This is a genomic window from Bifidobacterium sp. MSTE12 (genome assembly GCF_000513015.1).
GTDB lineage: Bacteria > Actinomycetota > Actinomycetes > Actinomycetales > Bifidobacteriaceae > Bifidobacterium > Bifidobacterium dentium.
In genome coordinates this window covers 93,339-117,271 of record NZ_AZYA01000017.1, presented here as the reverse complement: position 1 = coordinate 117,271, position 23,933 = coordinate 93,339, and the positions used below count along the sequence as shown (strand labels likewise).

Sequence of the window (23,933 nt, the reverse complement as noted above, 5' to 3'; positions counted from 1 at the left end):
GCGCGATAATGGGCGTCGAACCGATGCGATGCGCCGATGGCAACCATGACGGCGCCGACACCACGTCAACGAAAGGACGGCAATGACGACGAACCTACGTGCAGCATATGCGGAAAAATATGGTTTGACCGATGACATGCTCAAGGATGCGGAAGGCTGGACGGAAGTCGACGGCGATCTCGGAGATCTGTCAGAGGAACGCATCAGAGGCATTCTCGACATGCGTTTCAGTGCGATTGCGGTGGATACTCCACGCTCCGAACTGTGGCACACTCCGGAAAGCATTGATGTGATCGCCGATATCCCGTATCTGCCGGATGGCGGCTACGACAAGGAGACCGGGCAGTGCCGGGGGCATCTGCTCGACCTGTATCTACCGCATGACACGGTGTTGCGCGGAGGCAAATCGCTGCCGGCGTACATCGACATTCATGGCGGCGGCTTCACCTACGGGTACAAGGAGCTCAACCGCAATTTCAACGTGCATCTGGCCGACATGGGCTTCGCCGTGTTTTCATTGAATTACCGGCCCGCGCCACAGACCGATCTCAAGGGACAGCTTGCCGATATCGAAGCGGGCTTACGTTGGATCAGGGCTCATTTGGACGACTATCCGATCAATCCGAATGGCGTGTTCCTGACGGGCGATTCGGCTGGCGGCGCACTGACGCTGCTCACGCTCGCCATCGAGAACAATGCCGAAGCGGCGGCCGCATTCGGCATTGACGAACCTTCCGGCATCACATTCGCAGGTGCCGCACCGGTGTGCGGTGCGTACAGTTCGGCTTCGCTGGAAACGATGGGCTCGAAACTGACCATAGGCTATGATCCAAATCGCCGCATCGGACTGGAACGGATGCTGGGCGTTGAGTTCTTCGAAGGGCTCGAGGCGGCCGATCCGAAGTTCCTCACTGCGGAGGGTCTGGCGTTCAATGTGGACCTGCCTCCACTGTTCATCGTGACCTGCGGCGACGATTTTCTCGAAGCGGACAATCTGGCATTGGCGGCGGCACTCTCGCGCAAGGGAGCCGATTTCGAACTGTTCGATCCGAAGCCGTGCCGCCATGAGACCTTGGGCCACGTGTTCGTCATCGGCATGCCGTGGCTCAGGGAAAGCGTGGAGTGTTTCGAACGGCTACGTGCCTTCTCCTACTCCCGCTGCTAGTGCGCTTCGGCGGATTCGCCTCATCACGGGAACCACTCGACTTGCGCATGGCTCCTGTCGGTTGAACAATCATGAAGCCCGTGTACGATCGGCTGAATCTCAACGATCGCACACGGGCTTTCCCGTGAACATCTGCCCGGTATGCAATGGCTCCGGGGATGATGGGCGGTCTTTTAGCGGCGGACCATCTCCTCTTCAATCCGTTCGAGGGACTTGCCCTTGGTTTCGGGAACGAAATGCAGCACGAACGGGATGGACAATGCGGAGAACACGCCGAAGATCGCGAACGGACCGCCCACATTGTTGCCGAAGGCCGCAAGGAGCATGAGGAAGAACTGGGAGACCACGAAATTGCCAAGCCAGTTGGCGGCGGATCCGAAGGAGCTGCCGATGCCGCGCACGCTGAGCGGGAAGATCTCACCGATGAGCACCCAGGCGATCGGACCCCAGGAGAGCGCGAAGCCGAGGATATAGACGGCAATCAGAACCATGGTCGGCACGGCCAGAGTGGATACATCGCCGGTGAAGTTGAGGATGGCAAGCGCCGCAAGCGAGACGGTCATGACCACGGAGCCGAAGACCAGCAGCTTCTTACGCGGGAACCTGTCCATGATGAGCGTGGCCACGATGGTGGCGGCGAAGTTCACCACACCGATGCCGACCGACACCCAGATGGCGTGATTCTCGGGGAATCCAAAGCCCTTGATGAACACCTGCGGCAGGAAGTAGATCACGGAGTTGATGCCGACAAGCTGCTGGAAGAGCATGATACCGACCGCGGCGATGAGCGCCGGACGTGCGATGCGGAACAGTTCACGCACACCGCCTTTGGTGTCTTGCGCTGCGACTTCTTTGATTTCGTCGAGTTCGAGCTGCACTTGGGTCTGGTCAACATCCTTACGGATCAGCGTGAGCACCTTGAAGGCGTTGCGTTCATCGCCCTTGCTCACAAGGTAGCGCGGGGATTCCGGCAGCAGGATGCCGCCGATGAGCAGCAATGCGGCCGGGATGAGTGCGGAGCCGAGCATCCACCGCCAGTCGCGGACGCCTGCGATGTTATGGCCAAGGAAGCCCAGATTGGAGGCATAGGCCAGAAGAATGCCGAAGGTGATCATGAGCTGGAAGAGCGTGGAGAGCGATCCACGGCGCTCTTTCGGCGCAAGTTCGGCCAGATAGGCAGGGGTGAGCGCGGAGGCTGCGCCGACGGCGAGGCCGAGGATGATGCGTGCGGCAACCATCATGAGGAATCCGGTGGCGGTGGCGCACATGCCGGAACCGATGAGGAACAGGATGGCGGAGAGGATCAGCAGCTTCTTACGTCCGAAACGATCGGAGAGCGTGCCGATCGACAGGGCTCCTACGCAGGAGCCGATGAGCACCGATGAGGTGATGAAGCCGGTCTGCGAGACCGACAGGCCGAAGTCGGATTCGATCAGCGGCGAAGCGCCGGAAATGATGCCCGTGTCGAATCCGAACAGCATGCCTCCCAGTGCGCCGAATGTGAAAATGAACGCGCTGTTGAGCGGGAATCGCGTGGAGATGTTGCGACCCACGGCCTCTTCAACCGTTTCGATGGCCTCCTTGGCTTCCAATGGTTCGTGAACTTCTCGAGTTCCGGCGATTGTTGCGGAGCGTTGTATTGACGTCATGATTCACCTTTCATCTTCCTTGACGCTAGGTTCACACAAAAAAAGACCTGGAACAGTACGATTCCCGTACCGATCCAGGTCTTGCCTCGTATGAGTAGCAACCCTGCCAATAACGTTTGTATTGACCAGTGTAAACCTTGCAGACCCGCGACACTCCGAAAAACAGAAAACGTTTTCCAGCTATTTTTCGCGTTGAACGGGAGTGATTTGAAGCAGTCTCATCCGGTTTGCCTTCCGATGGGACCGCAAATGGTCGATATTATGGGCCAATTCCACCACGACTCGTCGTGGGGATTCGAGCAATCCCCTCATCGCAAGGAGGAACAAGAGTGAAAAAAAGAAAGCCGGCGGAGAGAAGGCCGCCGGCTGAGAGAGAAGAGAGAAGAAGGGTTCAGTTATGGGGTTCGATTGGGAACCTCGCCAACAGCCGTAACCGTTGACATGTTCTATATAACCGCCCGACCCTTGGAAGAACGATGTTTCTACCTGCCAATTTCCTGTGAATCGCGTAATGGGAATGTCATGACGTCCCACCACACGAATCAATGCAAGCGATTTCCAAATCAACGAAATCGCGATTCTTCTCGTTACAATGGGGAACGTCGAGAGAGTGCAGTGCCGCAGGGAGGCTCCCATGTTGGATATCAAACGCGCATTGAAGGCCTCGCCCAAGAAAAGGCGTTCCTCAGAGCCGCTGAAACAACTATGGACGCCTTGGGGCGAACGAATCCGCGATGAATGGCTGTGCGAAAACGCCGGAAACAAGGCGTTCCGCCCAATCGAAGAGGGAGAGCGCAAGCTGGAGGTCGGCCGAACGCCGATTCTTGGCGAGCATCCGCGCCCGACGATGATGAGGAACAACCATACGATGCTCAACGGCATGTGGGATTATGCGATCGTGCCGATTCCCAATGACGAAACCGGCTCGCGCTGGTCGTTCTCCCGTAACAAGGCCACGCCGGCGCTCACTCGCGATGAGGCCGTGGAGGCTGTCAAAGAGGCCGCCATCCCGGAAACGTTCGACGGGAAGATCCTCGTGCCGTTTTCACCGGAATCCGCACTTTCCGGCGTACATCAGACCATCTACCCCGACGACATGATCTGGTACCGCACCGTCGTGCATCCGGTGGCGCTCGGCAGTGAGGAAACCGTACGGCAGGTCGGCGATGCGAACCGTCTGATCCTGCACTTTGAGGCGGTCGATTGGGTGTGCGCCTGCTATATCAACGGCCAGTTCGCCGGCGTGCATGTTGGCGGCTACCTTCCGTTCGACGTCGATATCTCGGCGTTCATCGACCCTGACGATGTGTTTGAGATCGCATTGTGCGTCTATGATCCGAACGATTCAGGCACGCAACCGCGCGGCAAGCAGAAAATCGAACGCGATGGCATCTGGTATACCGCGCAGAGCGGCATCTGGCAGAGCGTCTGGCTGGAAATCGTGCCGGACGCCTACCTGCGCACGCTCATACTGAAAGGCAGTGCCGATGGCAAGCTGTTCATACGGGCGGAAATCGGCGGTGACCGGCCGAACGCGAAACTGCGAATCGTCGTGACCGAGCCGTCGGATGGTTCGGTCGTTGCGGACACCATACTGCCGGCAGGCGCGCGCAAGGTGCGCACCGAAATCGAGACGAATGCCGAGCATATGTGGTCTCCCACGGACCCGCATCTGTACGATGTGACGGCGACGCTGCTGTTCGGCACGACGGCGAAAACGGCAGAGGCTACGACGAAACCGCAATCCGCAGACGTAGTGAAATCGTATTGCGCGTTCCGCACGGTGGAGGTCAAGCCCGACATGAAAGGCGTGGCGAGATTCCATCTCAACGGTAAGCCGGTGTTCCTGAAGGGCGTGCTCGACCAAGGATATTGGCCGGACGGACTGCTGACCGCGCCTTGCGACGACGCGCTGATTCATGACATCACCGCTATGAAAGCATCCGGCTTCAATATGCTGCGCAAGCATATCAAAATCGAATCCGCGCGCTGGTACTACCATTGCGACCGTCTCGGCATGCTCGTATGGCAGGATGCGGTTTCCGGCGGCGGCGAATACAACGCTTGGCAGACCAACAAAAAACCGACGCTACTGCGCTCCAGCTGGAACAGACTCCGCGACGATACCGCACAGCATTTCGACGCGCTCGGCGCCGACGATTCGAATTACCGCCGCGACTGGTCGCGTAGTGCCGACGCGATGGTGCACATGCTATCCGGCCATCCGTCGATCGTGACGTGGGTGCTGTTCAACGAGGGTTGGGGCCAGTTCAATGCGTGTGATGCCGCCGAACGCATCCACGCACTCGATCCGACCCGTCCGATCGACGCGACGAGCGGTTGGTATGACCAGCATTGCGGCGACTATCACAGCGTGCATAACTATTTCCGTCCGCTGGAGGTCTACCCCGACAAAGGGCCGTTACGCGGATACGCGGCGGAATATGAGAAACGGCATAGAAGGCGTCGCCGTGCCGAGCATTACGCGGTGTTGCCGGTAGCGCAGCATGGCGTGCGCGCGTTCATGCTCTCGGAATTCGGAGGATTGGCGCAGCTGATTGCCGACCATTCCGCAGTGTCACGAGCCTACGGGTACGGCGAATACGATTCGATTGAGGGTTGGCGATCCGCGGTACGTTCCGTTTTGGCGTCGGCTGCGGCATTGGAATCCAAAGGATTGGCCGGCTACGTATACACGCAGGTTTCCGACGTGGAAGAGGAACTCAACGGGCTGCTGACATACGATCGGCGCGTGGACAAGCTCACGGAATAAGCACAGGCGCCCTTTCGGCCATCTTGCCTGCATGGTCTGCGATGCGTGCGCAGGCGGCGAAATTCCCCCGGTCGGAGGCCTCGCCGGTACCCGCACGTACCGGGTGGTGCTCGGGAAGCGATTGGATGATGCTCCGACCCGACCGGATTGAGAATATGGACCTAACGAATGGTTCGGCTAGAATCCTAGACGCGAGTAGGCACCACAGCTCCACCATAGGCGGCGTGGCGGCCAATTGGCAGCCTTAACTCGGTTAATAAACCGGGTTCCGGCAGGTTCCCGATATATACGTCTAGGGTGATGCGCGAGCGTTGCAAGTCCGGTGGCGCAGTCGGCCACCTTCGCCCCTTCCGTGGAAAGACAGTTGCACGGAAGGCGAAGGCCGCCATGTGGCGCCCCCGTTCGCCGACAAGACGGCGGGAGCGTCCCGGAGCCGTTTCAAGACCTCGGGGCGTCCCGTACGTCTGCGGGCAAGACGGCCGCCGTGGAATCCAGCGGGGCCCATGGCCCGCCGGCGCGTGGGTTGGCGCGGGTGGACCGGATGGCGTGGAGGCCGCCGGAACGGTTCCGTACGCCCATGGCGGTTCGGCGCATGGCATAGGCGGATGCGGAAAGGGCCGCCATCGCCGGTGCCATCAGTCGACGGGCTGGAGCACGATGGCGACCGTGCCGTCAAGGCAGGAGACGATGTGGCATCCCGTCATATCGGCGATGCTTTGCGCAAGAACATCCATGAATGGATCGTCCGTCCATGAATCATGCCATGCGAAATCGAACGTTTCGCATGCCTTGCGCGGGGTGAGCGTTCCGACCACCCTGAAACGGCGCCCCTTGCGCACGATGATTTCGGCGTCGTCGATGCTGTTGCTGTCGTTGTTCATGTTGCTGTTGCCCATGGTCCTTTCATGCGTCCCCGACTTGCCGGTATCGCCAAACGCCGTCGGGAAACCTTCGTCGGCGTTTGGAATGGCCCGCTCAGTACAGGTCGGGATCCCGTCCGCGTGCAGTTCGTCAAGCCGGCTGTCCCATGAACGGGTCGAATCAAGCAGGATCGTGGCGAGGCGTCGTGGGTCGTCCGAGAGTCTCTCGAGCGTTGATGCGAGCACCATCCTCGGCGCGGGACGTTTGGATGAATATGGATTGCGCATACCTTTCCTTTCGTTCGGGATCGTCTTCACCGTTTTCCATTCCGGCAGACTCCCCTATGCGTCCCCACCGTTGGATTTGCGTCTGGAACGTTCCGGTCCGCCCATCGACATGAACAACATTCCCGACCACGCATCGTCCGCGATCGCAGGACGTAGAGGACGACGACCTTCACACCGACCGGACCAGAATCGAAACCATCGGACGGAAAGACCATGCCCCATCCCGAAACAGGAACGGGCGCGGCCATCCATCCAGGCCGACCGACTGGCATACGACACGAAACACGCATGCAGCCAAGACCATGCCCACACAGACGAAGAACAAAACCCCTGTCCGTTTCCAAACGAAATCCGCTACATGGCGGAATCCTCGACAAACGACGGCTCCACCGCGTTTTAGGGGTCTCCGGGCGGGATGCGCACGACCCTTATGAGGGCTCATGGATGAGGGCGCGTGTCGACGTCCGCCGCCGCATGCGCGCCGGGTAGAGTAGATGGGGCACACCGTTCCAAAGCGTCTTCGGAAAATCAACCATGGCCGTCAGTGTCGATGAGGTATTCGACAGCATCGTCGAGGAGTCGGTGGACAAGCGCCAGCAGGGCACGAAATGGGAACGCGCCGTGCAGTGGTTCCTCACCCAGGATCCGGCATGGAGGGACCGGTTCGATCATGTGTGGATGTGGGATGACGCGCCCACGAATCCTGGCAGGCAGGACACCGGCATCGACTTGGTCGCGCAGGACATGGACGGCGAGTATTGGGCCATCCAGGCGAAATGCTATTCGAACACGCTGTCGGACAAGGACGTGTCCACGTTCTTCATGGCATCGATGGCCGACACCCGCTACCGGCATTTCATCATCGCCGACACCGCGCCCGCCATCAGCCTCGCTCGTGTCGCAGACCATGCGCGGCTGGGCCGACAAGGACTGCCCATGTCCATGCAGCCAACTCAAATTTAGATATTTTTTCGACTCAAATTTAGATATCCACTGATCGGAAGAGCGAAAAAGCCGTTTTGCAAGATGACCTGTATGAGCCAGCGGGGTCTGGGCAAAGCCGTGGGATTGAGCCAGGGAAACATCAGTGACTACGAGACGGGCCTAAGGCGAATCGATACCATGCCTGCGGGGAAATTCGTCAGGATCCTGCGCGCCCTCGGAGGCATCGACCCGTCCATACTGCTGGATCAAAAAGAACCCGTCGTGAAAACGGAGGCCGGCAGCCGTACCGGAATCGAGGCGGAGGATTACCTGAGGCATGCCGACGACGCGGTGAACCCATCCTTAGCACGGCCGAAGCCCGTGAGAAGGAACAGTACGACAGGCAAATCGAGAAATTAGAAAGACGGATGAAGACATTGCGGCAACAGCTGGACGATGTGAAAAAGGAACGTGACGAATTCATACTCCAGCACGTTCCGCCGAAACGGAGGTGACGTGCTTCCATTCCTGCGGTAGGGACGTCGGCCAAGGACGGGGCTTTCCCTTTGCCATTAGTTTTTCTAGGACGCATCCCTAGTTGGTGTTTAGCGGACGTTTTCGCGCTCCTGCCATGATGGCAATGCCTGCGATACGTGCCATGGTTACCGTGAGTATGCGTCCGAGGCTGTTCCCGACGTATGCCGCCGTCGGCCATCGTCTGCTTTTAAGGGCGGAAACGCCGCGTATGCTGGGCATGTCGAACAAGGTTCTCGCGGAAAGGAGTAGACATGGGCGTTCCCGTCGTGTACACGGATTTCGACGGCGTGCTGAACGCGTTCCCCGACCGCAAGGTCCTGCAACGCGGCGGCGTGAACCGCACGCAATGGCTGAAGGACGGCGATCCGCGCAAAGCCCTGTACAGTCCCGAACGCGCGTTCCACCTGGACGGCAACGCGCAGGCGCGTCTTTTCGTGGGCCGGTTCCGCATCCACTGGTCGCGCGAGCTGTCCGACGCCATGTACGGGCTCGCCAGGAACGGCCGTATCGAACTGAACTGGCTGACCACCTGGCAGCCATACTGCACGAACACGTTGGATCCGATGCTCGGCTGGGATCCCGGAATCGTCCGTACCGTCCCCTGGTACGACCCGGTCACCATGGAACGCAGGCTGACGGGCAAACGGTCGACGATACTGTCGCGCATCCAAGCGGAACGGAAGTCGGCGGACCCGTCGCCGGCCATATGGATCGACGACGAGGAATGCGACCAGGCCGCCATGGCGGAAATCAGAGCGGCCGAGCCCGCCGCTCCGGTGCTGATGGTGCGGCCCGACTGGCGTATCGGCATCAGCCGCCGCCAATGGCGGCTCGTCAACGACTTCATCGACTGTTGGGACGGTTTTCCGTCCGTCACGTTGGATGCGGAGGACGGCAGGCACGGCCACGGCGGCCATATCGGACTGTAAGGGAAAGGCGAATGGAAGATATCGGGAACGAGGAACGGCACGGCGACGTTCCCGAATGGGGTTTGGAGGATCTGACCGACAGCGTCCTGTACGACGTGTTCTACGAGTCGACGACCATGCTTGCCGGCAGGATGCTCGCCCAGCAACGATTGGCGGCGGGCCAAGGCAACCGGTACAGGGAGCATTGGGCCAGGATGAACCGGTACGGGCTGCTGTCCGACCGGGACAGGGTCGACCCGACCGACCGCGAGGCGCTTGTCATGTCCACGCCCGGCATACGTCCGCGAACGCCTTCAGCCGCTCCCCCTCGCAGATGGCTTCGATGCCCGTGGGCATGATGGCGTTCAGCCGCGCCTCGGCGCGCTTCCGTTCGCCGTCCAGACCCCGCGGCATGGCAGGCATAGTCATGCCGCCGACGGCGGCGTCGACCACGTCCACGGCCCAGTTGAGCAGTGCACATGACGGCAGGAGCCTCGCCGGGCGGGGAAGTGACGCCATGGCGTCGGCCATGCCCTTCCAGTCGAGCCGTTCGGCCGCTTGCGCGAACGCGTACCGGACCTGCCGATAGTGGAGCTGGGCCGGGTCGTCCGGGTCGGGTTCGTATGCGTCGAACAGGCGTTGCAGCGTGCCGTCGTCGACCGCATGCGCGACGGCCAGGCGGGCGGGCGGACCGTCCGGTGTGAGCCGGTGGGCGAGCGTCAGGTCCGCGGGTACCGCATGGACCTGGCCGGGCGTCAGGTTCTTGCATGTCATGATCCCTCCGTCATACGTGGTCCCGACGTCGTACGACGCGGCATTGCCGTGGAAGTCGCGGTGGTTCACCATGACGACGAAGCCGACGCCGTGGCAGTCGGTCAGCACGCGCACGAACCTGCGGAATTCCCCGTCCATACGAACCACCTTAGCCCCCGACGCCCGTCAGCACCGCCATCAAGCTCCGAGCTGCCCTGCGAGCCGACGGGCGCTTCGACGCCATGCATTGGATTTCCGTCGAGCAGACCATTCGTCACGGCCTGTTCGAGTGCCTGGGTCAAGACCGTCCTGTCCATGCAGACCGTCCGGTGTGAATACAGCCTTTCGGCATCGGCTTGCCATTTGGTGAGCAGTTGGGGAGTGAGTCGGTCGAGTCGCGTTTCGCCGATGAGACGGCTGACGCGTCGGCATGCGCACATGTAGATCTCCTGCGTGCTGGGTCGTAGTCGGTACGCGCGGGTCTCCCGCCAATGCGTGAGCCATTCGGACAGGGGCGGCAGCTGCGCGTTCTTGATCTTCGTCTTCAGACGTTCGACGGCGGCCGCGCGGCTTTTGCCCTTTGCCGTCAGCCGACGTCGTTTGCCGGTCCGTGGATCAGGAGGTAGTTCCTGGGTGGCCACCCAGACGCCATCCTTCCGTTGGTACAGGCTGCCTGCGCCGCGCGTCCGTCGTTGATTTTTAGCCATTTTCAGGCTCCTTCCGCATCCTTTCGCGGGGTAGCCTAAGGGTAGGCATTTATTGATGCCTGTCGCGAGGATCCGCACGAAAACGGCCCCTTCGCAGTGTTTTTCCGGTGCGGGGTCAATCCTCGTAGAACGGCGGAGTTACGCCGTTCTACGGGCGTCCATGCGTACTGGATCCATAGTATCCAAGTCAGGAATATCCGGACCGCAGCCATGCATGATTCGTGAAAAGCGTCGGCTGTGAGGAATCGTGCACGGTCCCACCCAGCCTTCGGGAACCACTACCCCAAGGAATGGCGGAAGCCCAATGGCTCCATCCCCATAAAGAATGGGTTCCTCCGAGGCGAATACCCATTGGGCACGAAAATAACAACACGATCCCGGAAAAGCGAAGTTTTCCGGAATCGTGTTCTCGTCAGAAGAGCGGATCAGGCTTCAATCCGACTCAGCCCTCCAGCTTGGCCTTCTCGGCAGCCAGACGGGCGGCCTCGGCCTCGCGACGGGCGGTCAGCTCGGCATCGAAGCGGGCGAGTTCTTCCTCAACGGCCTCCGGCGGAATCTTCGCGAAGATCGGATGCGGCTTCGGCACCGGGGTACCGGCCACAATCGGTTCGGATGCCCATGGATGCACGGTCTCGCCCATCTCGTAGTCACCGGTGATAATCGGGTACATGAAGCCCGGTTTGTCGAGATCCTCAACCTCTTCAAGACGTGGCAACGGCGAGAACGTGCCAGTACCGCCCAGCGCCTCCCACACTTTCTGCGCGGAGTGCGGCAGGAACGGAGCCAGCAGATGGTTGGCATCGGACACGGCCTGGGCGGCGACATGCAGTACGGTGCCGAGACGGGCCGGATTATCCTTGATCTTCCACGGTTCGGTGGCGGAGATGTACTTGTTGATGTCACCGACCACGCGCATTGCTTCGGACAGCGCATTCTTCTGGCGATGGTTCTCGATCAGCGAACCGATGGAGTCGAAGGCACCTGCGGTCTCGGCCAGCAGGGCACGGTCCTCATCGGTCATCGAAGCCTCATCAAGCGCTGGAATCTCACCGAAGTTCTTGTTCATGAGGTTGGCCACACGATTCACCAGATTGCCCCAGGAGGCGGCGAGCTCCTCATTGTTATGGCGCACGAACTCGGCCCAGGTGAAGTCGGAGTCAGAGCTTTCCGGACCTGCCACGGAGATGTAGTAGCGCACGGCGTCAACCGGGTAGCGCGACAGGATGTCCTTCACGTAGATCACGATGCCACGGGAGGACGAGAACTTCTTGCCCTCCATGGTCATGAATTCGGATGCCACGACCTGCTCCGGCATGTTCAGTGGGCCGAGCTTGCCGGTTTCGCCGCCCTTGGAACCCTGACCGTTGTAGGCCAGCATCTCGGACGGCCAGATCTGGGAGTGGAACGTGATGTTGTCTTTGCCCATGAAGTAGTAGCCCGGAGTGGTCGGGTCGTTCCACCAAGCGCGCCACGCGTCCGGCTCGCCCTTGCGGCGGGCCCATTCGATGGATGCGGACAGGTAGCCGATCACGGCATCGAACCACACGTACAGCTTCTTGTTCGGGTTGTCGATCCAGCCGGCGACCGGAATCGGAATGCCCCAGTCGATGTCGCGCGTGATGGCACGCGGCTTGACTTCCTTAAACAGTCCGATGGAGAAGTTGATGACGTTGGTACGCCAGCCTTCGCGGGTCTTGAGCCATGCGAGATTGGCCTCGGCGAGCGCCGGCAGGTCGAGGAAGAAGTGTTCGGTCTCCTCGAAGCGTGGGGTTTCGCCGTTGATCTTGGATACCGGATTGATCAGCTCGTCCGGGTCGAGCTCGTTGCCGCAGGTATCGCACTGATCGCCTCGGGCACCGTCGGAGCCACAGATCGGGCAGGTGCCTTCGATGTAACGGTCCGGCAGGGTACGTCCGGTAGACGGCGAAATGGCGACCTTTTGCGTGCCTTTATAGATATAGCCGTTCTCGAGGCACTGCGTGAACAGTTCCTGCACGACCTTTTCGTGATTGCCGGTCGTGGTACGGGTGAACAGATCGTAGCTCAGGCCCAAATCGCACAGATCCTTGGCGATCACACGGTTGTAGCGGTTGGCGAGTTCCTGCGCACTCACGCCTTCCTTGTCGGCTTCCACCAGGATCGGGGTGCCGTGCTCGTCGGTGCCGGACACCATCAGCACGTCATTGCCCTTCATGCGCTCGTAACGCGCGTACACGTCGGACGGCACGCCGAAGCCGGCGACATGGCCGATATGACGGGGGCCGTTCGCATACGGCCAAGCAACATTCACCAAAATATGACTCATAAGGCACGATTATCGGCTCAGATAGCGACAGGAAGGCTCTGCAGCGTACCTATGCTCGCATGACGACCACGTCAGTGCGCAATCCCCCTGATTATGCACATTGTTGTATGATGAAACAATCGTTGTCCACATATCCACGGATTTTCGTAAGCCGATGGCGCAGACGCCGACCATCCGTTACGGTACCGTCATGGATATCGCAATGACGCTTGCCACGGGACCGCTCGCACCGCTGCTGCGCGACGGCGATCTGCCGGGACCGATGAATCTCAACAGATTGGCCGATTTCGGCACACTGTGCAAACTCGACAGTGCCAATGCCTATACGTTGCAGGATTCGACCACGCTGTATGGCCGTGCCACCATCGTCGCGACCGTGATGCCACGCAATGCCGTAGCCTGCGGCTTCACGGCCGCATGGCTGTGGCTGGGCGGATTGTTTCCGGAAACCATTGACATTCTGTCCTCATCGCATTTCCGCACGTTGCGGCACGGGCGAAAGGTGCGGGTGTTCAATCGCAAGGCACCCCCGGACCATGTCATTCAGGTCGGTCCGGTACGCACGACCACGCCGGTACGCACCGCCTGCGATCTGGCGTTGATCGCCACCGACGAGACGAAAGACGTCATGCATGAAGTGATCTGCATGCTCATGCAGGAATATCGTTTCCGGCCCGACGACTGTCTGCAGGCGCTGCAGCAGAGTCGGCATATCAGGAATGCGTCGCAGGCACGCACCCTGTTTCATGGAATTGCGGGCAGAGCCAATGAGCATCCGACGGCGCAATAAGCGGCATCGAAGTCCGCCGGAGTACCGGCCGGAACCCAAGCCGAGGGCTCTGGTGGAGCCGCCACGCCCGCCACTCGAATTGACGCCGCTCATCGCCTGCAGTCCGGAAACCGACCCGGAAGTGCTCTGGCATATCGCGCGGGAGTCTCCGTCGCTACGCAAGTGGTTGGTGGCGAATCCGGCGGCCAGTCCGGCGATGCTGGAGTATATCGGGCAGGTCGGCGGCCCAGGCGTAGGCGAAGCGTTATGCATACTGCTCGATTCGCTGGATGGCCGGGCCGACTCCGCCATCAGCCTTTGAGAGCGAGCACTGCGTTGTAGACCTGCTTGCGATTGGCGAGGGAACCGTCGGCCAGCGGATGCTCAGCCACGACCTGCGCAATGGCGTCCTTGATGCGCAGATTGTCTTCCTGCGCACGGTCGATCGACAGTACGGCCAGATCTTCTACGGATAGCGAGGCCGGCGCGGCCGCGTCGGCCTCCTCATCGGAGGCACCGGCGATGACCAGTACCATTTCGCCGCGAGGCGGCTCGTCGATGACGCTTTGGTGGATTTCGGCGATGGTTCCACGGCGGATCTGCTCATAGTCCTTGGTCAGTTCACGGCACAACGCCATGCGCCGATTCGGCCCGAGCACTTCCAGCAGGTCGGCCATGGAGTCGTCGATGCGATGCAGGGTCTCGTAGAACACGATGGTGCGGCGCTCGGACTGCAGTGCGCGCAGATGCTGCACGCGTTCGGCATGTTTGCGTGGCAGGAATCCCTCATAGCAGAAGCGGTCGGTCGGCAAGCCGGACAATGCGAGCGCATCCAGTACGGCAGAGGGGCCGGGCGCGCAGGTGACCGGCAGGCCGCGTTCGATAGCGCGGCGCACGATGGCCAGTCCCGGATCGTTGATGGTCGGCATGCCCGCATCGGAGACGACCAGCACGGTGGCACCGGTTTCGACCTGGTCGAGCAGACCGTCGGCCTTATCCCGCTCGTTATGGTCGTGATAGGCGACCACACGACCGGACACATGGATGCCGAGACGGTTGGCGAGCGCATACAGGCGGCGCGTGTCTTCGGCCGCGACGATGTCGGCTCCTTCCATGAGCGCAATCAGTCGGGCGGAGGCATCGGCGGTATTGCCGATCGGCGTTGCGGCAAGAATCACCGTACCGCGCGGAATGCCGACGCCGTCCACCAACGCATCGAGCGCGCCGGCGGCGGTAATCCGGCCGCCGTCATCCGTCCCGTCCGTGAATTCGGTTGGCTCCTGTGTTGATTGCGCTTGTATGCTCTCCATATCTTCCAGTATCTCCTACTGTGTATCCAAGGGCATGTCTTGCGGGCGAAATGAGGCGACGATGAGTATACAGACGGTCAAGGCGAATGCGCGATACGCCGCACTCCGACGACGGTGGCATCAACGTGACGGCTCCGATGCCTCTCCCGAACCACGTTGGACCGCCTCCAGGCCTTTCGCATGGCTGATGACGATTCTTGTGGCCGCTTTCGGCGGAATCCTGCGCTTTGTGAGACTTGGCTCCCCTCGCGCGGTGGTATTCGACGAAACGTATTACGTCAAAGACGCGTGGACCATGCTGAACACCGGCGAGGCGCGCGATTGGCCGAAACTGGTGACCATCGACGGCGTGGATGTCGAAATCGACCGACTGTTCGCAGCCGGCGACACCGACCGTTGGCTTAATACGGCCGAATATGTGGTGCATCCGCCGGTCGGCAAGTGGATGATCGCGGCCGGGCTGAAACTGTTCGGCGGCGCCGACAATCCCGTCGCCTGGCGTGCGAGCGTTGCCGTTGCCGGTGTCGTCGCCATCGTGCTGATCACCCGCGTGGCCTTGCGCCTGTTCCACAATCTGCCGATTGCGTTGATTGCCGGCCTGCTCATGTCGTTGGACGGTCTCGGCATCGTGATGAGCCGCACCGGCCTGCTCGACAATTTCATCATGGTGTTCGCCTTGGGAGCGTTTTCGTTGATGTTGATGCATCGCGATTGGGCCCGTGCACGGCTGCGACGGCAATATGCGATTGATGCGGCCGCCCGTACGGCACGTTTCAAGCCGGGAAGGCGCGGCTTGATACTGCAACGACGCGGACCGATGATCGCCTTGTCGTGGTACCGCGTAGGTGCGGCCTTCCTGCTTGGCATGGCGACCGGCGTGAAGTGGTCGGGCACATATCTATTCGCTGTGTTCTGCGTAATCTCGGTGCTATGGGATGCGTGGGAGCGCCGGCGGATCGGCTATCGCGCATGGTTCACGACCGGTTTGGTGAAGGATGGGCTCGTGGCGGCCTGCTACATGGTGCCGATCTACGCGCTTACCTATTTGGGTGGATGGCTCAACTGGTTCCTGCATGCCGACTCGTATATGCACGATTGGGCCGCGAATCATCCCGGCGAGGGTGTGACCTGGCTGCCGGAATCGTTGCGTTCCTTTGTGGCCTACCATGCGCAGATGTGGCAATTCCACACCACGCTCGACGCGCCGCACGACTACAAGGCGAACCCGCTTACTTGGCCGTTGCAGGTAAGGCCGACCAGTTTTTATTGGGAGAAGCTGTCCGGGCATCCGGGACTGTGTTCGTTGGCGCCGGATTCGCAATGCGTGGCAGCGATCACGTCGCTCGGCAATCCGCTGATCTGGTGGGCGGGCTCGCTGTGCACGGTGACGGCGATCATCATCGCCATCGCCGGTCTGGTGCGCGGGCGTATTCGTGGCGGCACTACCCGCGAAGATGGTGGCTATTGGCGAATTTGGGCGGTTTTGGCCGGCTTTTTGGGCGGTTGGCTGCCGTGGGCGCAGTATCTGAATCGTACGACGTTCACGTTCTATTCGATTGTGATTCTGCCGTGGATCGTGCTTGCGATCTGTTACGTGCTTGATTGGTTGCACACGCATGCGGAAATCGGCACCTATCGTCTGACCGTCGGACTGGGCCTTATGTTGATCATACTGGTTTCGGCCTTCTTCTACCCGATCTGGACGGCGATACCGGTGCCTTACGAATTCTGGCTGTCCCATATGTGGTTCAGATCATGGATCTGACCACATATGGGACCTTACGCGGCAAACCGCTCACTTCGCCTACCGGCAGTCCACCGGACTACCGGCCTAACGGCTCAGCATATGTGGTTCAGATCATGGATCTGACCACATATGGGACCCTACGCGGCAAACCGCTCACCTATACAGAGGCGGAAGGGCGTCGGCGAGACGCATGAAGTCGTGACGGACGAATCGTCTGAAATCATCGGCATACCGCGAACCGGCAACGGGCGTGCCGTATGCTCCGGTGCCAGCGGCATCCGGATCATTGCGCCACGGCAAGTACCACAGTGCGCGGCGGGCGTATTCGTTGGCGAGCGCGGCGGTCAGCAGATACTTCGTCCATGGCGAATCCGACAACGCTGAGCCATCTTCGGCCGCAGTGTCATCATTGGCGCCGATGATGGCGAGATCGTGGGAGTCGCAGACGTACGAGTCGGCGAATATTCCCGGAGAACCGACTTCCGTGGCCGCGGCCAGCTTGCCGCGCTCCTTGCCGAGGCGACCGACCAATGTAAGCATCGCAATCAGATCGGCATGGCGGGCCTGCGGATCCTCCGCGCTTTTCTCGGCGGGCGCGATGTCCCAGTAATCGTCGAAGCCGAGCACATCGACATAGTCGTCTCCGGGATAGGCATACAGATAACCGGTCTCCAACGATTCCGGCGTGCTCATATCGATGCGGCTACGGTCGGGCGAGTAGGCGTAGAGCACATTGTGCACATGCTTGACGTCACGCAGGTATTCGATGGTCATGCGCCACAGTTCGACGAACTGTTCGGGCGTGGTGTCGGTCGGACGTGCGGGAGAACCGGTACACCACCAGAACCAGTCGCCGGTATGCTCATGGAACGGGCGGAAGACGATGGGAATCGGTTCGCCGTTCGTGTCCGTGACGGTGGTGAGCGCGGCGGCAATGCGGTCGAGCCAGCCGAGGAACTTCTCATGCGCTTCACCGCCGGGCAGCACCGCTTTGACGGTACCCTCGGCCATGTTATGGCCGTAACCGCCGAGGGTGAGCGGGTTGGCGGAATGCCAGCTGAGCGTGTTGACGGCGCCCATGTTGAAGGCTCGAAGCATTTCGTTTCGGATGGCTTCGGCTCCGAATCCGTCGAGATTGCGATTCCGGTCCAGCTCGACGCCGCCCAAGTCGTTGCCCCACACAGCCGGGTAGGAACCGGTCACCGCATGCACATCGGAGTCGGTATGCTCGCCGATTACGTTGCTGGTTTCGTTCTGATGGCCGAACATGGCGAATTCGCCCGTTGCGCGGTGCAATGCGTCAAACAGCGCGCGAGTCTTGGCATTGAGATCGTCATCCACCGGCTTTGACTTCATGATGGTGCCTTCTTCGGCCATACCAGCGCTCCTTCGTGTCGCTCCATGTCTCTCACCCCTACTCTACCGGTGTCCGCCCGTGCCCGCCTCCGCCATGCCGGCGATTCGGATTTTCGTCCCTATGGGATTCGGATTCCCCTTTCCTACGATTCGGCTTTTCCCAGAACACCACGGAATGAGGTCGGAATGAACCCACGCAACACGGTCGAATCACTTATTTATAAAGTTATAAATAACGTGGTATCCTTATGGGGAATGCAATAACCAACGAACACTGGCCGTAGCCGCGCGCAACGCCGCCCCGCGTATGCCCACGCCCGCAGCCAGGAGCCGCAACGAAGCAGTCTGAAAGGATTCCCATGAAGTACGGCCACTTCGATGATTCCGCCCGCGAGTATGTAATCGAAACTCCGGCAACCCCACTGCCATGGATCAACTACCTCGGCAACGAGGACTTCTTCTCCCTGATCTCCAATACCGGCGGCGGCTACTCCTTCTACAAGGACGCCAAACTGCGTCGCATCACCCGCTACCGTTACAACAACGTGCCCGGCGACAACGGCGCGCGCAACTACTATCTGAGCCTTATGGACTCCAACGCCGTCAACGCCAAGCCGATTGACACGTGGTCGCCGACCTTCCTGCCATGCAAGACGCCGCTCGACTCCTATAAGTGCCGTCAGGGCATCGGCTACACCGTGTTCGAAGCCGCCAAGCACGGCATCGAATCCAAGCTCACCGCGTTCGTGCCGCTGAAGACCAATGCCGAAGTCAACCGTCTCGACGTGACCAACACCACCGACGCACCGGTCGTGCTCGACGTGACCGGTTCCGTGGAATGGTGCCTGTGGAACGCAGTCGACGACTCCTCCAACTTCCAGCGCAACCTGTCCACCGGCGAAGTGGAGATCGAGAAGCAGGATGACGCCACCCTGATCTACCACAAGACCGAATTCAAGGAACGTCGCAACCATTATGCGTTCTTTGCCGTTAACTCCCCCGTCGTCGGCTTCGACACGAGCCGTGACGAATTCCTCGGCAAGTTCAATGGTTGGGGCACTCCGCAGGTCATCACCGAAGGCCAGGCCCACGATTCCGTGGCCCACGGCTGGTTCCCGATCGCCGCCGACCGCGTACGCCTCGAGCTCAAGCCGGGCGAGACCAAGTCGCTCGTATTCGTGCTGGGCTACATCGAAGTCGCCAAGGAAGACAAGTGGGAGGATCCGAACGATCCGGCCAAGGTAGGCATCATCAACAAGAAGCCGGCGCATGAACTGTTCCGCCGCTTCGCCACCGTCGAGCAGGTAGAGGCAGCCCTGAAGGAGCTCAACACCTACTGGACCGAACTGCTGACCACCTACAGCGTGGAATCCGGCGACGAGAAGCTCGACCGCATGGTCAACATCTGGCACCAGTACCAGTGCATGGTCACCTTCAACATGTCCCGTTCCGCCTCCTATTACGAGTCCGGCATGGGCCGCGGCATGGGCTTCCGCGATTCCAACCAGGATCTGCTCGGCTTCGTGCACCTGATTCCGGGCCGTGCGCGCCAGCGCATCATCGACATCGCCTCCACCCAGATGGAGGATGGTTCCGCGTGGCACCAGTATCAGCCGCTCACCAAGAAGGGCAATGCCGACATCGGCGGTGGCTTCAACGATGACCCGCTGTGGCTCGTGGCCGGCGTGAATGCGTACCTCGCCGAGACCGGCGACGCATCGATTCTGACCGAGCCGGTGCCGTTCAACAACGTGGAAGGCTCCGAAGTACCGCTGCTCGAGCACCTGCGCCGCTCCGTGAACTTCACCATCACGCACAAGGGACCGCATGGCATCCCGCTGATCGGCCGCGCCGACTGGAACGATTGCCTGAACCTCAACTGCTTCTCCGACACTCCGGGCGAGAGCTTCCAGACCGTGGAGAACAACGACACCGGCGTTGCCGAATCCGTGTTCATCGGCGGCATGTTCGTGCTGTATGGCGGCCAGTATGCCGACATCATCGAACATTACGGTCAGCTCACCGGCATGACCGATGCCGAAATCGCCTCCGAGGCAGCCAATGTGCGTGCCGAAATCGGCCAGGTCTCCGAAGCGGTCAAAACCGCCGGATGGGACGGCGAATGGTTCGTGCGCGCCTACGACGCCTATTCGCGCAAGGTCGGCACGCACGAAGACACCGAAGGCCAGATCTACATCGAACCGCAGGGCATGTGCGTGATGGCCGGCATCGGCCTCGATGACGGCAAGGCCCAGCAGGCCCTGAAGTCCGTGAAGGACAAGCTGACCTGCGATTGGGGTACCGCCATCCTTGCCCCGGCCTATTCCACCTACCGCATCGAGCTGGGCGAAATCTCGTCCTATCCGCGCGGTTATAAGGAGAACGGCGGCATCTTCTGCCATAACAACCCGTGGATCTCCATCGCCAATGCGCTGACCGACAACAACGAGGAGGCCTTCGCGGTCTACCAGCGCAACTGCCCGGCCTACGTGGAAGACAAGTCCGACATCCGCAAGGTGGAGCCGTACGTCTACTGCCAGATGGTGGCCGGCCCTGAGGCCCCGACCCCGGGCGAAGGCAAGAATTCCTGGCTGACCGGCACCGCCGCATGGACGTTCGTGGACGTGTCCCAGTATCTGCTGGGCGTGCGCCCGACGCTCGACGGTCTGGCTATCGAACCGCATCTGCCGAAACAGTTCACCGACCTGACCGTGACCCGTGTGTTCCGTGGCGTGACCTACCGCATTGCCATGAAGCGCACCGGCGAGCGCACGGTGAGCGTCAATGGCGAGCAGCTTGCAGGCAACGTCGTGCCGGTCCCGACCGACGACACCAAGTTGGTCGAGGTGGCAGTCACCTTCTGATGGCCGAACGGCAGCCAAGTAGCTGCCAAACGGCTGAAACGGGGCGCATGGACGACATCACGTCACCCATGTGCCCCCCTTATGAATTGACTTTACGAATAGGATGGATCCATGCAGTATTTCGAACATGAGATTTCCGGCATTGACGGCACCGCCGCCAAGTTCGTCGGATATTGCCTTGACAACAGCGAAGAAGTCATCCCGGATTACGCACGCCCGTCCGTGCTGGTGATTCCCGGCGGCGGATACGAGATGACGTCCGACCGTGAGGCCGAGCCGATTGCAATGCAGTTTCTTGCGGCCGGCTACAACGCTTTCGTCCTGCGATATTCCGTGAAACCGTCCGTCTTTCCGGTTGCGCTGTTGGAAGCGGCCGAAGCGATGAAGCAGATTCGCGAACATGCCGCCGAATGGCATGTCGATACGAACGCCATCGCCGTGATCGGTTTTTCCGCAGGCGGCCATCTCGCCGCAAATCTCGCCACTTCCGCCAGTGACGAGGTGATCGCGGCGCACGGCTACGATCCGGATGCGGTGCGTCCGAACGGCCTGATGCTCGCCTACCCGGTGATCACGTCCGGCCCGCTCGCACACCGCGGCAGCTTCGATTCGCTGCTCGGGGAACGCAAGGCCGACCCGGAAGCACTCGAATCCGTGTCCATCGAGAAGCATGTCGATGCCAAGACGCCGCCGGTGTTCGTGTGGCATACCGTTCCGGACGACTGCGTACCGTATGAGAACACGCTTATGCTCATCAATGCCTGCAAGCAGGCCGGCGTCAGTGTCGAGGCGCACCTGTTCCCCAGCGGCGGCCATGGCCTGTCGCTCGGTACCGCCGAAACGGCATGGCAGGGTGTCCACGGCATCGAGGAATGCGTGCAGGTGTGGCCGCAGTTGGCTGCCGCGTGGATGCGTAGGACGTTCGCCAAATAGGCTCATAGCGAGCGGCACAGCGTGAGGGTCCCGGCCAATAGGCCGGGACCCTCACGTTTCAGGTGGCTTTTGCCTCGAATGATACCGGGCTATTTCTCACGGCTCGCATACTCCTTTTCGATTGCCTGACGCGCCTTGAACATATCCTTGGTGTTCTTCATGTCGACGTCATAGACCTTCTTGTAACCGAGACCGTCAACCTCTTTCTGCATCTTGCTCCAGATGGAGTTGAACTCGTCATCGCTCTTGGAGAACACTGCCTGCCAGCAGGCGTTCACCACGGCGGTCTTCAGCTGTCCACGGGTGGTGGAGATCACGGAGTCTTCATCCGGAGTGGTGTACGAGGCTCCCGGAATGACCGCGAGTTTGCCACTCTGCTCCAGATACTCCATGGTCGTGCGCGCACCGCCCATATGCTCTTGCCAATCTTTGTCGAGTGCGGTATCACGCTTGGCGAGTTCGGAATCCCACATCTGATAGTTGTACGGCGCGTTGGTTCTCGGATCGATGTCCTTGTTGAGCACGGTGGAGACGTTCAACTGGGATGCGCCGTCAGAGTAACCGCCACCGCCGTACTCCTCCGGAACGTTGACGCTTTCGCCGCCCATGGCTTTGACACCGAAATCGGTAAGTACCGGTTTGCCGTCCTTGATGTCCCAGGTCAGACCCTTTAACCCGGCAGCGCCATTGGTCTGGGAACCCGCAGCTTGGATACCCTCAGGCGAGTAAAGCCAATCAATGAATTTGACCAGACGTTCCTTGTTCTTGGCTTTTTCTCCGACGCCGATGAACGTGGTGGTGCCGTTCGGCTGGGCACCCTTGGATGCGATCTTCATGTCATCGATGCTCAGCATCATGAAACCCTTACCGTCCTTCTTATGGGCGTCCGTGTTATAGGCCGCTTGGCCGAGCCAAGGCCAGAAGGAGAACAGGATCTTGCCTTCCTTGTACTTGGAATACATGGTGTCGTAGTTCTGCGTGGTGGATTCCGGATCAACCAGACCCATCTGCTCGGCCTTGTTATAGAACTTCAGCGCACGCACGTAAACGCCATTCTCGTCGATCAGCGATTGAGCATCCGTACCGTCGGCATTGCTCATCACGTAACCGGTCCCTTCGGCATAGCCATAGAACGCCGGAAGCTGGAAGCCATTCTGCATGGCCTGATCGTCCCAATCCTTGAACAGACTCAGCGCGTAGACGTCATCGCTGCCGGTCTCTTCGCGCGCCTTGTCCTGCATCTGCTTGAGGACCGGGAGCAGATCCTCAAGCGTGGCAACCTTGGGGTAGCCGATCTCCTTGTAGTAATCCCAACGTACGAACGGGCCGAAAGTCGGTTCGACACCTTCGCTGGACTCGGTCGGAGACAAGGATGATACCGAGGTCGGAATGCCCCACATACCGCTCTCCTGGTTGGCATCCTTCGTCAACTGATCGATGGCCCCCTGATAAGTCTTGAGATACTTGGTGTTTTTGATATACGAACTCAGGTCAGTGACGAGTTTGGATTTGACCACTTTTTCGGCCTGACCGCTGCCAGAGCCGATGATCACAATGTCGCCCAGATTGCCTGCAGCCGCGCGGGTATCGAACAGCGTGTTGCCGCCGCCTGCGACGTTCGGAGCCACGATATTGAGCTTGATGTTGAACTTGTCCTTGATGACCTTGGCGAACCAGCCCTTCTGCTCGCCCTGATAGTTCGCCAGTTGGTCGAACACCTCGACCGTCATCAGCGAATTGTCATCGGCATCGCTTGCGGTGTCGCCGCCGCAGGCCGCCATCGTGCATGCCATGGCAAGCACGCCACACGCCGCGACGAGTTTTCTTCCGACACTACGCATCTTCCCTCACCTTGTCCTTTCGTAGCTATTGTCACGAGCATGCAAACGTCCACAATCATGACGATTCCGTCGTAAATCGCGCGTAACCGCCGCGAATGCGCGTATACAAGCAACCCTGCATTTGCTCGTCCTATGGCTTCCTCACCATGCCGTGGACGTTTACGATTTCAGGGTACAAGGCCTTATCCTTCATTGTCGAATCGTTTCGACGATTTTCGACAAAAAAGCTTGCGGCACATTCGAT

The 23,933-nt window shown here is 60.2% G+C and carries 19 protein-coding genes; 11 read left to right on the top strand and 8 right to left on the bottom strand.

Going from position 1 to position 23,933, the window contains the following annotated elements; genetic code table 11:
* Nucleotides 1-82: 82 nt before the first annotated feature.
* The gene (locus HMPREF1494_RS04975) at nt 83-1,165 is read left to right on the top strand and encodes an alpha/beta hydrolase (RefSeq protein ID WP_034520360.1); all 1,083 of its coding nucleotides are present in this window, start codon (nt 83-85) and stop codon (nt 1,163-1,165) included.
* A gap of 173 nt (nt 1,166-1,338) precedes the next feature.
* Here the strand turns inward: HMPREF1494_RS04975 and HMPREF1494_RS04970 are convergent, their stop codons facing one another.
* Complete coding sequence (locus HMPREF1494_RS04970; RefSeq protein ID WP_012902564.1) at nt 1,339-2,814, bottom strand: sugar porter family MFS transporter; 1,476 nt, start codon at nt 2,812-2,814, stop codon at nt 1,339-1,341.
* Nucleotides 2,815-3,448: 634 nt separating this feature from the next.
* Between HMPREF1494_RS04970 and HMPREF1494_RS04965 the strand changes: the two genes are divergently transcribed.
* On the top strand, nt 3,449-5,587 hold the full coding sequence (locus tag HMPREF1494_RS04965; RefSeq protein ID WP_034520355.1) for a glycoside hydrolase family 2 protein: 2,139 nt from the start codon (nt 3,449-3,451) through the stop codon (nt 5,585-5,587).
* Between the two features lie 635 nt (nt 5,588-6,222).
* On the opposite strand, the gene HMPREF1494_RS04955 is transcribed toward HMPREF1494_RS04965, so the two are convergent.
* Nucleotides 6,223-6,735, bottom strand: a complete 513-nt coding sequence (locus HMPREF1494_RS04955; protein WP_034520349.1) for a hypothetical protein — start codon at nt 6,733-6,735, stop codon at nt 6,223-6,225.
* Between the two features lie 534 nt (nt 6,736-7,269).
* Here HMPREF1494_RS04955 and HMPREF1494_RS04950 point away from each other — a divergent pair.
* From HMPREF1494_RS04950 to HMPREF1494_RS11205, 4 genes are all read left to right on the top strand, one after another.
* Nucleotides 7,270-7,698 (top strand): restriction endonuclease, encoded by a 429-nt coding sequence (locus HMPREF1494_RS04950; RefSeq protein WP_034520347.1) that lies wholly within the window; start codon nt 7,270-7,272, stop codon nt 7,696-7,698.
* Nucleotides 7,699-7,770: 72 nt separating this feature from the next.
* Entirely contained in the window at nt 7,771-8,079 is a 309-nt protein-coding gene (locus tag HMPREF1494_RS04945; protein ID WP_034520344.1) for a helix-turn-helix domain-containing protein, read from the top strand.
* 368 nt (nt 8,080-8,447) lie between these two features.
* Entirely contained in the window at nt 8,448-9,125 is a 678-nt protein-coding gene (locus tag HMPREF1494_RS04940; protein ID WP_034520342.1) for a hypothetical protein, read from the top strand.
* A gap of 11 nt (nt 9,126-9,136) precedes the next feature.
* Nucleotides 9,137-9,463: a hypothetical protein gene (locus tag HMPREF1494_RS11205; protein ID WP_231495330.1), complete on the top strand. Its 327-nt coding sequence runs from the start codon at nt 9,137-9,139 to the stop codon at nt 9,461-9,463.
* On the opposite strand, the gene HMPREF1494_RS11450 is transcribed toward HMPREF1494_RS11205, so the two are convergent.
* The 3 genes from HMPREF1494_RS11450 to metG form a co-directional block, all read right to left on the bottom strand.
* Complete coding sequence (locus HMPREF1494_RS11450) at nt 9,384-10,016, bottom strand: hypothetical protein (protein WP_155807156.1); 633 nt, start codon at nt 10,014-10,016, stop codon at nt 9,384-9,386. The two genes, HMPREF1494_RS11205 and HMPREF1494_RS11450, sit on opposite strands and share 80 nt — an antisense overlap.
* Nucleotides 9,980-10,564 (bottom strand): hypothetical protein, encoded by a 585-nt coding sequence (locus HMPREF1494_RS04930; RefSeq protein WP_034520339.1) that lies wholly within the window; start codon nt 10,562-10,564, stop codon nt 9,980-9,982. Before HMPREF1494_RS04930 ends, HMPREF1494_RS11450 begins: the two co-directional genes overlap by 37 nt.
* 442 nt (nt 10,565-11,006) lie before the next feature.
* On the bottom strand, nt 11,007-12,869 hold the full coding sequence (metG, locus tag HMPREF1494_RS04925; protein ID WP_003843192.1) for a methionine--tRNA ligase: 1,863 nt from the start codon (nt 12,867-12,869) through the stop codon (nt 11,007-11,009).
* Nucleotides 12,870-13,023: 154 nt separating this feature from the next.
* On the opposite strand from metG, the gene HMPREF1494_RS04920 reads away from it, so the two are divergent.
* Both HMPREF1494_RS04920 and HMPREF1494_RS04915 read left to right on the top strand, forming a co-directional pair.
* Nucleotides 13,024-13,659 (top strand): hypothetical protein, encoded by a 636-nt coding sequence (locus tag HMPREF1494_RS04920; RefSeq protein WP_034520335.1) that lies wholly within the window; start codon nt 13,024-13,026, stop codon nt 13,657-13,659.
* Between the two features lie 52 nt (nt 13,660-13,711).
* Nucleotides 13,712-13,960, top strand: a complete 249-nt coding sequence (locus HMPREF1494_RS04915; protein ID WP_033489334.1) for a variant leucine-rich repeat-containing protein — start codon at nt 13,712-13,714, stop codon at nt 13,958-13,960.
* On the opposite strand, the gene rsmI is transcribed toward HMPREF1494_RS04915, so the two are convergent.
* A complete protein-coding gene (rsmI, locus tag HMPREF1494_RS04910) occupies nt 13,950-14,948 on the bottom strand; it encodes a 16S rRNA (cytidine(1402)-2'-O)-methyltransferase (protein ID WP_003838339.1) in 999 nt (332 codons plus the stop codon). The two genes, HMPREF1494_RS04915 and rsmI, sit on opposite strands and share 11 nt — an antisense overlap.
* A gap of 187 nt (nt 14,949-15,135) precedes the next feature.
* Here rsmI and HMPREF1494_RS04905 point away from each other — a divergent pair, with 187 nt between their 5' ends.
* On the top strand, nt 15,136-16,713 hold the full coding sequence (locus HMPREF1494_RS04905; protein ID WP_034520439.1) for a dolichyl-phosphate-mannose--protein mannosyltransferase: 1,578 nt from the start codon (nt 15,136-15,138) through the stop codon (nt 16,711-16,713).
* Between the two features lie 135 nt (nt 16,714-16,848).
* On the opposite strand, the gene HMPREF1494_RS04900 is transcribed toward HMPREF1494_RS04905, so the two are convergent.
* A complete protein-coding gene (locus HMPREF1494_RS04900) occupies nt 16,849-18,072 on the bottom strand; it encodes a glycoside hydrolase family 26 protein (RefSeq protein WP_034520332.1) in 1,224 nt (407 codons plus the stop codon).
* A gap of 338 nt (nt 18,073-18,410) precedes the next feature.
* Between HMPREF1494_RS04900 and HMPREF1494_RS04895 the strand changes: the two genes are divergently transcribed.
* The gene (locus tag HMPREF1494_RS04895; protein ID WP_034520329.1) at nt 18,411-20,915 is read left to right on the top strand and encodes a GH36-type glycosyl hydrolase domain-containing protein; all 2,505 of its coding nucleotides are present in this window, start codon (nt 18,411-18,413) and stop codon (nt 20,913-20,915) included.
* A 111-nt stretch (nt 20,916-21,026) separates the two neighbouring features.
* Entirely contained in the window at nt 21,027-21,848 is an 822-nt protein-coding gene (locus tag HMPREF1494_RS04890) for an alpha/beta hydrolase (RefSeq protein ID WP_003843181.1), read from the top strand.
* Between the two features lie 89 nt (nt 21,849-21,937).
* On the opposite strand, the gene HMPREF1494_RS04885 is transcribed toward HMPREF1494_RS04890, so the two are convergent.
* Complete coding sequence (locus HMPREF1494_RS04885; protein ID WP_012902570.1) at nt 21,938-23,689, bottom strand: ABC transporter substrate-binding protein; 1,752 nt, start codon at nt 23,687-23,689, stop codon at nt 21,938-21,940.
* Nucleotides 23,690-23,933: the final 244 nt, after the last annotated feature.

Excerpts from the sequence above, each read along its gene's own strand:
- HMPREF1494_RS11205 (WP_231495330.1), top strand. The coding sequence starts at position 9,137 with ATGGAAGATATCGGGAACGAGGAACGGCACGGCGACGTTCCCGAATGG.
- HMPREF1494_RS04900 (WP_034520332.1), bottom strand. The coding sequence starts at position 18,072 with ATGGCCGAAGAAGGCACCATCATGAAGTCAAAGCCGGTGGATGACGAT.
- HMPREF1494_RS04975 (WP_034520360.1), top strand. The coding sequence starts at position 83 with ATGACGACGAACCTACGTGCAGCATATGCGGAAAAATATGGTTTGACC.
- HMPREF1494_RS04930 (WP_034520339.1), bottom strand. The coding sequence starts at position 10,564 with ATGGCTAAAAATCAACGACGGACGCGCGGCGCAGGCAGCCTGTACCAA.
- HMPREF1494_RS04905 (WP_034520439.1), top strand. The coding sequence starts at position 15,136 with ATGACGATTCTTGTGGCCGCTTTCGGCGGAATCCTGCGCTTTGTGAGA.
- HMPREF1494_RS04950 (WP_034520347.1), top strand. The coding sequence starts at position 7,270 with ATGGCCGTCAGTGTCGATGAGGTATTCGACAGCATCGTCGAGGAGTCG.
- rsmI (WP_003838339.1), bottom strand. The coding sequence starts at position 14,948 with ATGGAGAGCATACAAGCGCAATCAACACAGGAGCCAACCGAATTCACG.
- HMPREF1494_RS04895 (WP_034520329.1), top strand. The coding sequence starts at position 18,411 with ATGAAGTACGGCCACTTCGATGATTCCGCCCGCGAGTATGTAATCGAA.
- HMPREF1494_RS04890 (WP_003843181.1), top strand. The coding sequence starts at position 21,027 with ATGCAGTATTTCGAACATGAGATTTCCGGCATTGACGGCACCGCCGCC.
- HMPREF1494_RS04970 (WP_012902564.1), bottom strand. The coding sequence starts at position 2,814 with ATGACGTCAATACAACGCTCCGCAACAATCGCCGGAACTCGAGAAGTT.
- metG (WP_003843192.1), bottom strand. The coding sequence starts at position 12,869 with ATGAGTCATATTTTGGTGAATGTTGCTTGGCCGTATGCGAACGGCCCC.
- HMPREF1494_RS11450 (WP_155807156.1), bottom strand. The coding sequence starts at position 10,016 with ATGGACGGGGAATTCCGCAGGTTCGTGCGCGTGCTGACCGACTGCCAC.
- HMPREF1494_RS04940 (WP_034520342.1), top strand. The coding sequence starts at position 8,448 with ATGGGCGTTCCCGTCGTGTACACGGATTTCGACGGCGTGCTGAACGCG.
- HMPREF1494_RS04955 (WP_034520349.1), bottom strand. The coding sequence starts at position 6,735 with ATGCGCAATCCATATTCATCCAAACGTCCCGCGCCGAGGATGGTGCTC.
- HMPREF1494_RS04965 (WP_034520355.1), top strand. The coding sequence starts at position 3,449 with ATGTTGGATATCAAACGCGCATTGAAGGCCTCGCCCAAGAAAAGGCGT.
- HMPREF1494_RS04920 (WP_034520335.1), top strand. The coding sequence starts at position 13,024 with ATGGCGCAGACGCCGACCATCCGTTACGGTACCGTCATGGATATCGCA.
- HMPREF1494_RS04885 (WP_012902570.1), bottom strand. The coding sequence starts at position 23,689 with ATGCGTAGTGTCGGAAGAAAACTCGTCGCGGCGTGTGGCGTGCTTGCC.
- HMPREF1494_RS04945 (WP_034520344.1), top strand. The coding sequence starts at position 7,771 with ATGAGCCAGCGGGGTCTGGGCAAAGCCGTGGGATTGAGCCAGGGAAAC.